This is a genomic window from Halogranum roseipondis (assembly GCF_059695585.1).
In genome coordinates this window covers 2,205,116-2,217,082 of record NZ_CM185235.1, presented here as the reverse complement: position 1 = coordinate 2,217,082, position 11,967 = coordinate 2,205,116, and the positions used below count along the sequence as shown (strand labels likewise).

General features: G+C 63.3%; 11 protein-coding genes. 6 read left to right on the top strand and 5 right to left on the bottom strand.

Annotated elements, in window-relative coordinates:
* Nucleotides 1-1,647 carry a CTP synthase gene (gene pyrG, locus EOHIBHHM_RS11505; protein WP_497250678.1) on the bottom strand — a complete coding sequence of 549 codons (1,647 nt, stop codon included), beginning with the start codon at nt 1,645-1,647 and terminating at the stop codon, nt 1-3.
* A 236-nt stretch (nt 1,648-1,883) separates the two neighbouring features.
* Between pyrG and EOHIBHHM_RS11500 the strand changes: the two genes are divergently transcribed.
* The 3 genes from EOHIBHHM_RS11500 (at nt 1,884) to EOHIBHHM_RS11490 (ending at nt 4,156) form a co-directional block, all read left to right on the top strand.
* A complete protein-coding gene (locus tag EOHIBHHM_RS11500) occupies nt 1,884-2,495 on the top strand; it encodes a DUF1326 domain-containing protein (RefSeq protein WP_497250676.1) in 612 nt (203 codons plus the stop codon).
* Between the two features lie 18 nt (nt 2,496-2,513).
* Nucleotides 2,514-3,308 carry a DUF2182 domain-containing protein gene (locus EOHIBHHM_RS11495; protein WP_497250674.1) on the top strand — a complete coding sequence of 265 codons (795 nt, stop codon included), beginning with the start codon at nt 2,514-2,516 and terminating at the stop codon, nt 3,306-3,308.
* Nucleotides 3,309-3,376: 68 nt separating this feature from the next.
* The gene (locus EOHIBHHM_RS11490; RefSeq protein ID WP_497250672.1) at nt 3,377-4,156 is read left to right on the top strand and encodes a PHP domain-containing protein; all 780 of its coding nucleotides are present in this window, start codon (nt 3,377-3,379) and stop codon (nt 4,154-4,156) included.
* A gap of 55 nt (nt 4,157-4,211) precedes the next feature.
* Here the strand turns inward: EOHIBHHM_RS11490 and EOHIBHHM_RS11485 are convergent, their stop codons facing one another.
* Nucleotides 4,212-5,249, bottom strand: coding sequence for a saccharopine dehydrogenase family protein (locus EOHIBHHM_RS11485; RefSeq protein WP_497250670.1), 1,038 nt, complete (start codon nt 5,247-5,249; stop codon nt 4,212-4,214).
* Between the two features lie 111 nt (nt 5,250-5,360).
* Between EOHIBHHM_RS11485 and EOHIBHHM_RS11480 the strand changes: the two genes are divergently transcribed.
* From EOHIBHHM_RS11480 to EOHIBHHM_RS11470, 3 genes are all read left to right on the top strand, one after another.
* A complete protein-coding gene (locus EOHIBHHM_RS11480; RefSeq protein WP_497250668.1) occupies nt 5,361-6,176 on the top strand; it encodes an aldo/keto reductase in 816 nt (271 codons plus the stop codon).
* Nucleotides 6,177-6,293: 117 nt separating this feature from the next.
* Nucleotides 6,294-6,572: a hypothetical protein gene (locus EOHIBHHM_RS11475; protein ID WP_497250666.1), complete on the top strand. Its 279-nt coding sequence runs from the start codon at nt 6,294-6,296 to the stop codon at nt 6,570-6,572.
* Between the two features lie 111 nt (nt 6,573-6,683).
* Nucleotides 6,684-7,121 (top strand): hypothetical protein, encoded by a 438-nt coding sequence (locus EOHIBHHM_RS11470; protein ID WP_497250664.1) that lies wholly within the window; start codon nt 6,684-6,686, stop codon nt 7,119-7,121.
* A gap of 70 nt (nt 7,122-7,191) precedes the next feature.
* Here the strand turns inward: EOHIBHHM_RS11470 and EOHIBHHM_RS11465 are convergent, their stop codons facing one another.
* The 3 genes from EOHIBHHM_RS11465 to ppc all read right to left on the bottom strand — a co-directional run bounded on the left by EOHIBHHM_RS11465 (nt 7,192) and on the right by ppc (nt 11,607).
* A complete protein-coding gene (locus EOHIBHHM_RS11465) occupies nt 7,192-7,620 on the bottom strand; it encodes a type II toxin-antitoxin system VapC family toxin (protein ID WP_497250662.1) in 429 nt (142 codons plus the stop codon).
* A complete protein-coding gene (locus EOHIBHHM_RS11460) occupies nt 7,617-7,892 on the bottom strand; it encodes a hypothetical protein (protein WP_497250660.1) in 276 nt (91 codons plus the stop codon). The genes EOHIBHHM_RS11465 and EOHIBHHM_RS11460 overlap by 4 nt, the downstream gene beginning before the upstream one ends.
* A 1,021-nt stretch (nt 7,893-8,913) precedes the next feature.
* Entirely contained in the window at nt 8,914-11,607 is a 2,694-nt protein-coding gene (gene ppc / locus EOHIBHHM_RS11455; protein WP_497256985.1) for a phosphoenolpyruvate carboxylase, read from the bottom strand.
* Nucleotides 11,608-11,967: the final 360 nt, after the last annotated feature.

Below are 11,967 nucleotides of genomic sequence, written 5' to 3'. Positions count from 1 at the left end.
TTATGCTTGGATCTCCTTCTGCTGCTCGACCTGTTCGAGCACGGCGTCGACGAATCCGACGAACGGCGGACTCGCCCGATCGGGCCGCGAGCGGAACTCGGGGTGGAACTGCGTCCCGAGGAAGAACGGGTGGTCGGTCCGTTCGACGATCTCCATCCGGTTGCCGGCCTTCCCGGAGAAGACCATGTCGTCGGCCTCGAGTTCGTCGATGTACTCGGGGTTCACCTCGTAGCGGTGACGGTGCCGTTCGGTGCAGGACTCCGCACCGTAGACCGTCGACGCGAGCGACCCCGGTTCGATCTGCGTCTCGTGTGCGCCGAGACGCATCGTCCCGCCGAGGTCCTGCAGGTCGTACTGCTCGGGGAGGAGGTCGATGACGGGGTACGGCGTGTCCTCGTCGATCTCCGCGGAGTGGGCACCCTCCCAGCCGAGGACGTTGCGGGCGTGTTCGACGACGGCCATCTGGAAACCGAGACAGAGGCCGAGGAAGGGGACGTCGTGTTCGCGGGCGTACCGGATGGCCTCGATCTTGCCGGCCGTCCCGCGAGAGCCGAACCCGCCGGGGACGACGATGCCGTCGGCCTCGCGGAGGCGTTCGGTGTGGTGGTCGCGCATCTCGTCGGAGTCGACCCACAGCACGTCGACGTCGACGCTGCGCTCGATGCCGGCGTGCTTCAGCGCCTCGTAGATAGACATGTAGGCGTCCTCCAGCGCGTACTTGCCGACGAGCGCGATGTCGACGGAGCCGTCGCGCTCACGGGTGACGAGTTCGCGCCAACTGTTGTCGCGCTCGCTCTTCGGGAGCGCCTCGCCGATGAGGCCGAGTCGCGCCATCACGAACTCGTCGAGCCCCTCGTCTTCGACCATCAGCGGGACGTGGTAGATGTCTTCGACGTCGGGGTTCGAGAAGACGGCCTCGGTGGGGACGTCACAGAACTGCGCGATCTTCGCCTTCGTCGACTGCTCCAGATGCTCCGCGTTGCGGCCGACGAGGATGTCCGGCTGGAGTCCGATAGAGCGCAGTTCCTTCACGCTGTGCTGCGTCGGCTTCGTCTTCTGCTCGCCGTTCTTGGAGTTGGGGACGAGCGTGACGTGGGTGAGCAGGAAGTCGTCGTCGTCCTCCTCGTGGGCGAACTGTCGCAGCGCCTCGAGGAACGGCATCGACTCGATGTCGCCGACGGTGCCGCCGATCTCGACGATACAGACGTCCGACCCATCGGCTGCCTCGCGGATGCGCCGCTTGATGTCGTCGGTGACGTGCGGGATGATCTGGACCGTCTTGCCCAGATAGTCGCCGGCACGCTCCTTCTCGATGACGTGCTGGTAGGTCTTCCCCGTCGTGATGTTGTGATCGGAGGTCATGTCGACTCCGAGGAACCGCTCGTAGTTCCCCAGGTCGAGGTCGACCTCGCCGCCGTCTTTCAGCACGTACACCTCCCCGTGCTCGTAGGGGTTCATGGTGCCCGCGTCGACGTTCAGATACGGGTCGACCTTGACGGCCGTGACGTCGAACCCGGCGTTGGCCAGCAGTCGCCCGGTACTGGCGGCCGTGATGCCTTTTCCGAGCCCGGACATCACACCCCCCGTGACGAAAATGAACTTCCTCCCCAAGTCGGGGTCGTAACCTGTGTCAGGTTCCGTCGGCATACCGAGTGTGTGCGAGGGGCGCTGAAAACGGTTTCGGAGCGGTCAACGCCGTGGCACAGCGGCGCAAATTCATGGACGATAGGGTGGTTTACGCGGACAGTCGCGCTCGCTCTGTCGTCCCTCCGAAGCGGGGGAGTGTCGCCGCGAGACACACTGTGCGACGACCGAGATACGGCACAAACAGCCAATTGATACGTTTATCGTGATAGGGGTTGACATACGCCCGGTGTTCGATCGTGACCCAACGCTGGACGCTCGAGGGAGATTTCGTGGAGGCGTGTAACTGTGACGTAGCCTGTCAGTGTCTCTGGATGGAACCACCCGACGACGACGTCTGTACGGCCTCGCTCGCCTGGCACATCGAAGACGGGCGGTACGGCGACGTCGACCTCTCGGGGCTCCACGCGGCGATGCTCATCCGCACCGAGGAGGGAGTGATGTTCGCGCCGGAGACCGCTTGGAATGTCGTCCTCGTCGTCGACGAGGCGGCCGACGACGACCAGCGGACTGCGCTCGAGGACATCTATCTGGGACGGGCCGGCGGCATCTTCGCCGCCGTCGCCGACGTCCACGTCGAACGGTCGGAGGTCGTCACTGCCCCCTTCTCGTTCGACCGGGGCGGGACGGAGTTCTCGGTCGAGGTCGGCGACGTCGTCTCCGTGGCGGGGGTGGGGAAACACGGCTTCAACGAGGAACTCGGCACGGTCTCTCCGCACCCGCTCACGGCCGACCACGAGATGAACACGGCCAAGTCGACCACCGCCACCGTCGCCTACGGCGACGAGTACGCGTGGGACGTCTCCGAGAACAACGCGTTCTTCGGCGACTTCGCGCTCGCCAACGGCTGAGCGGTCGGAGCGTCCGACATGTCGACTCCAGACTCGTTCGGTGACCGGTGGACCGTCGCCGACGTCCCGGTCGTCGCACTCGCGACCTACCTGATCGCCCTCTCGGCGTGGGTCGCCCTCGTCGGCCGCTGGCTCCCGATGCCGGGTGGCGACGCGGGGACGTCGATGCAGATGTCTGACCCCGGCGTCCCGGAGGCGATGGCGCTCTCGAGCGGCCTCGTCGGCGTCGTCCTCTATCTGCTCATGTGGGGCGTGATGATGGTCGCGATGATGTATCCCTCGTCGCTCCCGCTCTTTCGGCTCTACTACCGGACGCTCGACGGCACCTCGAGACGGGGGAAAGCCACGCGAGTCGGTGCGTTCGTCGGGACGTACACGCTCGTGTGGACGTTGACGGGCGTGGTGCCGCTTCTGGTCAACGCGGTCGCCCCGATCGCGACCCTCGCGACCGACCAGACCGGGCTTCTCTGGGGTGGGACGCTGTTGCTCCTGTCGGGGTATCAGCTCTCGCCGTACAAACGTCGGTGTCTCCGGTACTGTCGTTCGCCGCTGGGCTTCCTCGTGAGTCACCACCGACCGGGAGTCCGTGGAGCCGTGCGGACCAGTTGGGCGTTCAGCACGTTCTGCGTCGGGTGTTGCTGGGCGCTGTTCGCGTTGATGGTCGTCGTCGGATCGATGAACCTCCTGTGGATGGCGTTCATCACGGTGCTGCTCTCGCTCGAACGGGTGGTCAGTTGGGGCGAACGACTCGCCCGCGGTATCGGCATCGTCGCGGGCGTCGCCGGTGTCGGACTCGTCGCGCTCGCGCTCTGAACCCGACCGCGACAGCTGACCCCGGCGCGACAGAAACCACTATCTTCCAGCGTGACAGACCTTCGGGAGTGTCCCACGCCTACGACTACCACGTCCACTCGAACTACTCCGACGGGCGCTTCCTCTTTCAGATGGCCCGCGCGGCGGAGGAGGCAGGGCTGGACGGCGTCGGCTTCGCCGACCACTGCAACGTCTCCACGCGCGAGTCGATGCAGGAGGCCAAGCGCCACCTCGGGTTCAACCTCGACGAGACCTACGAGCGACGGCGCGAGGCGATCGACTCCCTGCAGGAGAGCTTCGACGTCACCATCTTCGACGCCGTCGAGATGGACTACGACCCGCGCGACGAGGCCGCCATCGCCGACTTCCTCGACGCGGCCGACTTCGACTACGCAATCGGCAGCGTCCACCATCTCGAAGACGTGAACGTCCACGTCGAAGGCTACTTCGCGGAGAAAGACGAGGCCGAACGGGAGGCGCTCGTCGACGACTACTACGACACGCTCGTCTCGCTCGTCGAGTCGGAACTGTTCGACGTCGCCGCCCACGTCGACCTGCTCGAGCGCAACCCCGTGCTTCGCGGCTATGCGACCGAAGACCACTACGAGCGCGTCGCCAGGGCGTTCGCCGACTCGCGGACCGTCCCGGAGATCAACGGCGGTCGCATCCTCCGCGACTACGGGGAGTTCCACCCCGCGCCGTCGTTCCGCGAGGTACTCGACGCACACGACGTCGCGTTCACCGTCGGATCGGACTCGCACGACCCGGAGGCGCTCCGGGAGTGTACGCCAGTGCTGACCGAGTTCTTCGAGCAGTCCGGCCGCGACCCGGTTCGGGTCGTCGAGTAGTCGAGGAGTAGAATCGGCGAGAAAGAGAGTCGCGGGTCGTCGGCTGGTGAAACTCTCAGTCGTCGACGCGCCGGACGCCCTCGACGTCGAGGACGAAGTCCGCACCGAACGCGCCGGCCGGCGTCTGGTAGCCGACCGGGGCGTCGCCGTCGAGGACGCGCTCGCTCGCCAGGAGCGCCGTCTCGACGGTCAGCTTGTAGGTGTGTGGCGTCCGGAGTCGGCTGACCGCCGAGTCGTAGCCGTCGACGGCCTCGCCCCACACCCAGACGAACCCCTCTTCGAGTTCCTCGTCGTCCGGTCCCTCGACGGTGCGGTCGACCAGCCACTTCAGCGCCGACTGCACGCGGTCGCCCTCGAGCAGCCCGCCGACGCGCCGCTCGGCTTTCAGGAGCGTCCGGGCGACGCGCGGGAGTGCGGCGTACACTTCGATGTTCGGGATACCGGTCGTGTAGTAGGCGGTGGCGACGTCCCCCCACGGGACGGTGGTCGCCTTCTTCGTCCCGCGACCGAAGTCGACGCTTCGGGTCTTCCAGGCCGCTGGAACCTGCTTGAGGTGCCCCTCACGCCGGACGACACAGCCCTGTCCGAGTCCCTCGACGGCCGTCTTCAGCGTCCCCGGCGAGAACGACCCGACGGCGTCGAATCCGAGCGAGAGCGTCGTCGCCGACGGGAGTCGGTCGTGGAGATGCGCCGCGAGACAGTCCGTCGGGACGACGTCGAAGCCGACGCCGGGCATGAGCGTCACGTCCGCGTCGGCGGCGGCCTCGTCCATCCCGTTCAGGCGAGTGAATACGCCGATCTCGCCGGTGATGTCGAGGTAGTGCGTCCCCGTCTCCAGACACGCCTGCGCGAGCGGTGCGGCCGTCCGGGAGAACGGCCCGGCACAGTTGAGTACGAGGTCGACGTCGCGGAGGCGGTCGGCGGCGTCGTCGACGTCGAAGATGCGCGCCCGACAGCCGAGTTCGTCGGTCTGGGCGGTCACCTTCTCGGCGGTTCGCCCCGCGAGGATGGGGTTCCAGCCGCGGTCGACCGCCATGCGAGCGATCCGGTCGCCGGTGTAGCCGTACGACCCGTAGATGAGAACCTCCGACATGGTGGAGGTGTGCGAGGGCGACTCGGTAAACCCTGCCGGTCTCAGTCGTTGCTCCCGCGGATTCCTGCCGCGGCCACAGCACTTCAAAGCCTGCCCCGAGAAGGGAGCGACATGGACGAGATGCCACGACTCGGACTGGGGACGTACAAGAACACCGACCGAGAGCAGTGTATCGAGAGCGTGAAGACGGCCATCGAGATGGGGTATCGCCACGTCGACACGGCGCAGATGTACGACAACGAGGAGTACGTCGGCGAGGGGATCGCACAGGCGCTCGACGAGACGGACGTCGAACGCGAAGAGCTCTTCGTCGCGACGAAACTCGACACCGACAACACCGGCCACGACGACACCATCGAGACGACGAAGGAGAGTCTCGACCGCCTCGGCCTCGACTACGTCGACCTGATGTACGTCCACTGGCCGACCGACGCCTACGACCCCGAGGAGACGCTCCCCGCCCTCGACGAACTCGTCGACGAGGGACTGATCGACCACGTCGGCCTCTCGAACTTCCGACCGGACCAACTGGACGAGGCTCGCGAGACCCTCGACAGTGGCCTATTCGCCCATCAGGTGGAGATGCATCCGATGCTTCCCCAGCGCGAACTCGTCTCCTACGCACAGGAGCACGACCACAACCTCGTCGCGTACTGCCCAATCGCTCGCGGGAAGGTCGCGGACGACGAGACGATCCAGGAGATCGCCGAGCGACACGACGCCTCGCCGTACCAGGTGTCGTTGGCGTGGCTCCTCTCGAAGGACAACGTCGCGGCCATCCCCAAGGCGACGGGCGAAGAACACATCCGCGACAACTTCGGCGCGCTCGACGTCACGCTCTCGGAGGACGACCTCGCCGCCATCGACGACATCGGCGAGCGCGAGCGCATCGTCGACTTCGAGGAAGCGCCCTGGAACCAGGGCTGACCGCGAACACGACACCGTTTTCGGCCGTGAGAGGCTAGCTCGACTCGACGTGTCCCTTCTCAGCCCACCGCCGTCGACTGCGTCGCCGCTCGAACGCCGCCGTACCCAGGAGTGGCGATGACGCTCCTCGAAGCGCTCTTCGTCTTCGTCGTCGGCTACGTGGCTGGCACCGTCACCCGCTGGTTCGCCGGCTTCGCGGCGTTCGCCGCGCTCGCGTTGGCGTTCTTCGGGCTCGCGGCACCGCCCGCCTTCTTCGACCTCGTCGACCCCGTCGTCGACGTCTACACCGGTAACGAACTGCTGTTCCTCTCCGGGTTCCTCTTCGCCATCAGCGAAGTGCGACAGACCGGTCGAGCGCGGGCACGCCGGTGGCGGCGACGTCACCGTGATCGATAGCGATTAGCGGAAGGCTCCGTACTGTTCAACGTCACACGCTTCCTCCCTGACGAGATCTGCGTACTGAATAGAGTGCGCAAGTCGTTCATATCAGATACACAGATTTATTAGATGAGTGAAGATAGATTCTGCATGGTCACCGCCAACACACGAACCCTCCTATTGGGGAGGAGTGAAAAACGAACGAGGCAGTGGGGTATCGGTGCTGGCATACTCCTTGTCGCGTCACTTCTCTACTTTGCGGCAGTAAAAGCAGTAGACTACCCGACGATTCACCTTGCTCTGTGGTGGGAAGGCTACGCTGTTCTTCTCACCGTTCTCGTTGCGGTACAAGCGTACTCAAATGGAGGATTGATAGTGAGCTGGTTGCTCACGTTCGCTGCTGTCGTTGGACTCATTCTGAACTACGGTGGCATCGGATTGACCGGGGAAGGCCCAGGAATCGTGGAACTAATCGGACTCGCCACCGTCGGAGGAACGATTGTTGCCGTAATCGTGGGAACATTCGGCTTCGGGATCGGAACTGCAGTTCGTCGAATTGCTGAATAGACTCGCTGAGCGTTGCACGCCGGTTCTGAAAACTTCTGTATGAGTTGAGTAAGACACTCCAGGTGAGTCATTAGTATCCTGGTTCGATACGCTCAACGAGTCCATCGAAATCTGTGTCGAAGCTCAACACAGCGTCAATGCCACGTGACTCACACAGAGTGACTATTGACGCGTCAGTGAAACTAAGATCGTGGTCGTTGTATCGACGAAACGTTTCCAGTGACGCACGCACATCATCTGGCTCGACGTGAATCATCTCGAACACTTGAGGAAACGGCTCTTCACCAAGAATGCGACTGGCGACGGTGTCTGCAGCCTCGAAAGACCCCGTTCGAGCACGCGTGAGTGTCACCGTCTCGTCGAAAACGTAGTCATTCGTGTACGGTTGTCCGAACGCTCCGTCGAACAGTTCGTCGAATGCAGTGACGGCCTGGTCGTGTCGGTCGGCGTCCGTATCGTGGTGGGCAAAGAACACGCCAGTGTCGACGAAGACACTCATCCGTACAGCACGTCGTCGATGTCTTCTTCGGTCGTCGTGACTCCGGAGGAGACCATCCCATCGTGGAACTTCTCGCGCTCGGATTCTGTAAGAGGGACACGCTTCTCACGGAACGAGTCGATGAGGTCTGCCTTGGACTCGATGGCATGCTCAACGAGCTGTGCCAATATTTCTTGCTGCGTCACTCGTTTCCCCGTCTTTAGCCGAATCTCGGCCTGTAACCGCTCGAGACGAGACTTTGTATCGTCGTCCATCTTCACCGACGTGACCATACTTGCTGGTAGAATCTACTACTGAGTAAAGCTTGCTACCAAACTTGATAGCGTAGCGAGTTTGCTGCACACACCCTCTGAGTGTTGCACGCCGCTTCTGATAGCGTTCGGTGAGGTTTCTGTGGTCGTGCTGAATAGAGTGCGCACCAATCCCCTCCCCCAGATATTGTTAATATTCACAAAGTAGATTAAACATCAAAAAGCAAAAAATTAAGAACTTTTAATCTTCATTTCAAGAATGTGATTTCTAACTTACATTCCTCATTTATGACTTGTGGCCGCAATGCACTTCCACGTAGAACTGACTAAATGTGAGTGTGAAATCAAATTCCATTTACAGATGTAGTGACGGACAATATTACGGTGACGTGGATATCTGGGAACGGCTTGAATCGGGGACGTGGACACCCTGTTGTTGGGATACAGAGTCTGGAACAGAGTGGATGGAAACAGAAGAGGGAGAACTACTGGTTCTTGAATCGATCTCCCGAGCTGACCTTCCTGAATCAGTACAAACCGAACGTGTTACCACCGGTACTGCTATCAAAAAAAAGATATATCTGACAATAGCAGATGAGTTGGTCGGAGCGACTGTGTAGATCACACCGAGTCAAGGAAAGAGCCCACGACTGCAGTCGTGGAAGGAAGTCAAACAAGACAACCCCGTTTGCCAACGCACGAGAGGGAGAGCCGATAGCATTGAAGAGAACGTGAACTCAGGCAGGCAAACTGGCCCACAATGCTCATTGCAGGGGGACACACCGAGACGGGAGCAGATATCCCGTGCGATGGCTGTTAGTGTTACTATCTCAATAATTAATACTGCTCTGCCTGGATTTTCAGGTTATTGTGCTCCTTGTGAGTTCTCTGCATACAGCCCTCTGAGTGTTGCACGCCGATTCTGACAACTCCTCGAGAGTAGAGAGCGACTGTCTGAACCCTTTCGCTAACCCCACTGAGAACGGCCGACGTCATTCCAACGGTCAGTCGAACGAGAGCGTGTTTCCGCTCTAACGAGCCCCTAGCCGGTGTTCTTCATCCCCGCAGCGATCCCTTTCACCGTCAGTCGGAGCGTCTTCTCCTCCGACGGCGTCCGGTGCGTCTGTGCGAGCAGATGCGTCTGCAGCAGGTTCAGCGGGTCGACGTAGGGGTTCCGCCGCCGCAGGCTGTCGCCCAGCCAGTCGCGTTTCAGCAGGCGGTTGCGGTCCGAGACGTCGAGCACCAGTTCGACGCCGTCCTCGTACTCCGCGGAGACGCGGGTGAAGAACCGCTCGCGGAGGTCCTCGTCCGCGAGGTTCGCGTACTCCGCGGCGATCTCGAGGTCAGTCCGCGCCAGCGACAGCGCGGCGTTGTCGAGCGTCGTCCGGAAGAACGGCCACGACTCGTACATCTCCTTCAGCGTCTCGCGGTCGCCGCCGTCGTCGAGATACGCCTGCATCCCCGAGGCCAGCGAGTACCAGCCGGGGAGGATGCAGCGCGACTGCGTCCACGAGAACACCCACGGGATCGCCCGGAGGTCCTCGACGGTTCGCTCGCCGCTCCGCGAGGCGGGTCGCGACCCGAGGTTGAGTTCCTCGATGACCGTGATGGGCGTCGCCTGCTCGAAGTAGGAGACGAAGCCGTCGGTCTCGAGGAGGTCGCGGTACTCCTCGCGTGCGGCCTGTGCCATCGTGTCCATCGCGTCGACCCAGGCGTCGGGGACGTCCTCGGTCGGTTCGAGCATGGCGTTGTGTCGGGCGCGGATCTGCGCGTCCAACATCTGTTCGAGGTTGCGCTCGGCGATGCGCCGGTTGGCGTACTTCTCGGCGATCGCCTCACCCTGTTCGGTGAACTTGATCTGTCCCGTCACCGTCTCGTTCGGCAGGGCGAGCATCGCCTGATTCATCGGCCCGCCGCCGCGAGAGATCGAGCCACCGCGACCGTGGAACAGTCGCATCGTCACGTCGTGGTCGTCGGTGATGTCGGCGAGCCGACGCTGGTTCTTGTAGAGGTCCCAGTTGGCGGCGAGCACGCCGTTCTCCTTGTTGGAGTCGGAGTAGCCGAGCATGATCTCCTGGACGCCGTTCCGGGCTTCGAGCACCTGCGCGTAGGCCTCGTTCTCGAACAGCGTCCCCATGATGCGTCGGGCACCGTTGAGCGCCGACTCGGTCTCTAGGAGGGGAACGATGTCGAGTCCACAGTGGTCCGGCAGCGAGACGACGCCCGCCTGGTCGGCGAGGAACAGCACCTCGAGGACGTGGCTCGGCTCCTCGGTCATCGAGATGGCGTAGGTGTCGATCGCCTCCGCGCCGTACTCGCGCTGCCAGTCGGCGAGTTTCGCGAACCGCGTGAGGACGCGCTCGGTCTCCTCGGAGACGTCACCCGGCGCCTCGAGGTCGAGGACGGGTTCGTCCTGTAGGACGGCGTCGGTCAGCAGCTCGACCCGTTCGTCCTCGTCGAGGTTGCGGTAGTCGAAGCCCTCCTGCTCCAGCGCCTCGTGGATGGCTGCGGTGTGCATCTCGCGGTGGTCCCGCAGGTCGAGACTCGCCAGCGAGAAGGCGAACGTGTCGACCTGCCGGATCAGGGGTTCGACGAACGCGTCGGCGACCTTCGCCGCGCCGTTGCGCTCGAGGCTCGCCGCGATGGCTTCGAGGTCGTCGATGAGCTCCTCGTGGCTCTCGTAGCCGCCGGGACGGACGTCCTCGACGCGGTCGAGACGCTCGCGCATCAGTTTCAGCTTCTGTCGGTACGGTTCGTCGGGGTAGCGTTCCTCGGCCTCCTCGGCGACGACCGGCAACCGCTCGCGGTCGTCCGCCAGCGACTCGGCGAACGAGTTCCCCGTCTCGATGCGACTGCCGTCCTGACTCAGGACGCCGGAGAGTCGCTTCAGCGCGACGCGGTACTTCCCGAGCACGACCGACCGCTGGCGTTCCAGCGTCTCGGTCGTCACCTCGGGCGTGACGAACGGGTTGCCGTCGCGGTCGCTACCGGCCCACGACCGGAACTCGAACAGTTTGGGGACGTCGACGTCGGGGTACTCCTCGGAGACGATTTCCTCCAGTTCGCTGTACACCTCGCCGACGACGTCGAACAGCGTGTTCTCGAGGTACCACTGGACGTTTCGCGCCTCGTCCGTCGGTTCGGGTCGACGGTTCCGGACCTGTGGGGTCTGCCAGAGGCTCGTCACCTCGGCGTCGACGCGGGTCCAGACGTGTCCCTCCTCGCGGTCGGTCATCCGCCGCTCGTCGAGCGTCTCGAGGTCATCGGCGATAGACCGGAGTTTCGCCTTCACTGTCTTCCGACGCGCCTCCGTCGGGTGGGCGGTGAACGTCGGTTCGATGAGCACGTCGTCGAGCACCTGCTGGACGGTCTCGCTGTCGGCGTCGCCGTCCGCCAGTTCGGCGATCGTCTCGTCGAGGCTGTCCTCGAGCGTCCCGTCCTGTGAACTCTTCCGGACGGCGCGAACCCGTTCGCGCTCTTCGGCGAGGTTGATGAGTTCGAAGTAGGTGGTGAACGCGCGAGCGACCACACTCTCGCGTTCGGGTTGGAGCGATTCGACGACGTCACGAAGCGGTTGTCGGCTGGGTGCGGAACCGTCGCGGTAGGCGATCGCCGCCGTCCGCAGGTCCTCGACGGTCTCGAAGTCGGCCGTCGAAGTCTGGGATTCGAGTACGTTGCCCAGAAGCGCCCCCAGTTCGCGGACGTCCTGTCTGACGTTGCGGTTGTGGAGCTTCATGGTGATGACTACCGTTGGCATGTGATAAAAGGGCACGATTCGACGCGAAAAATTGCCCCAGATGCGAGTAAATCGTACACGAACGTTCGTCTCACTCTCGGCGGGAGCGGGTGACGATGTCGACTCGGGAGAGGCGATGCGGTCGACGAAGGGGACGACGGCTCGGTCGGGTTCGGAAGAGAACGGTCACGGCGAGGGGGTGGGGAAGCGCCGTGACCGAAGGCCGCACACGGGCGGCACTCGCGGGTGACAGTGCTGCGGTGGCGCGACGGGTGGGATGGCTCTACGGGCTACCGTCAGACGCCATCAGAGACGCTCGGCGGCAACGACAAATAGCTCGCTAAGTGCGCTATATACCGT

What these genes read in the sequence shown, in the direction of transcription:
- pyrG (WP_497250678.1), bottom strand. Translation starts at nt 1,647, where the DNA reads ATGCCGACGGAACCTGACACAGGTTACGACCCCGACTTGGGGAGGAAG.
- EOHIBHHM_RS11495 (WP_497250674.1), top strand. Translation starts at nt 2,514, where the DNA reads ATGTCGACTCCAGACTCGTTCGGTGACCGGTGGACCGTCGCCGACGTC.
- EOHIBHHM_RS11485 (WP_497250670.1), bottom strand. Translation starts at nt 5,249, where the DNA reads ATGTCGGAGGTTCTCATCTACGGGTCGTACGGCTACACCGGCGACCGG.
- EOHIBHHM_RS11480 (WP_497250668.1), top strand. Translation starts at nt 5,361, where the DNA reads ATGGACGAGATGCCACGACTCGGACTGGGGACGTACAAGAACACCGAC.
- EOHIBHHM_RS11475 (WP_497250666.1), top strand. Translation starts at nt 6,294, where the DNA reads ATGACGCTCCTCGAAGCGCTCTTCGTCTTCGTCGTCGGCTACGTGGCT.
- EOHIBHHM_RS11470 (WP_497250664.1), top strand. Translation starts at nt 6,684, where the DNA reads ATGAGTGAAGATAGATTCTGCATGGTCACCGCCAACACACGAACCCTC.
- EOHIBHHM_RS11465 (WP_497250662.1), bottom strand. Translation starts at nt 7,620, where the DNA reads ATGAGTGTCTTCGTCGACACTGGCGTGTTCTTTGCCCACCACGATACG.
- EOHIBHHM_RS11460 (WP_497250660.1), bottom strand. Translation starts at nt 7,892, where the DNA reads ATGGTCACGTCGGTGAAGATGGACGACGATACAAAGTCTCGTCTCGAG.
- ppc (WP_497256985.1), bottom strand. Translation starts at nt 11,607, where the DNA reads ATGAAGCTCCACAACCGCAACGTCAGACAGGACGTCCGCGAACTGGGG.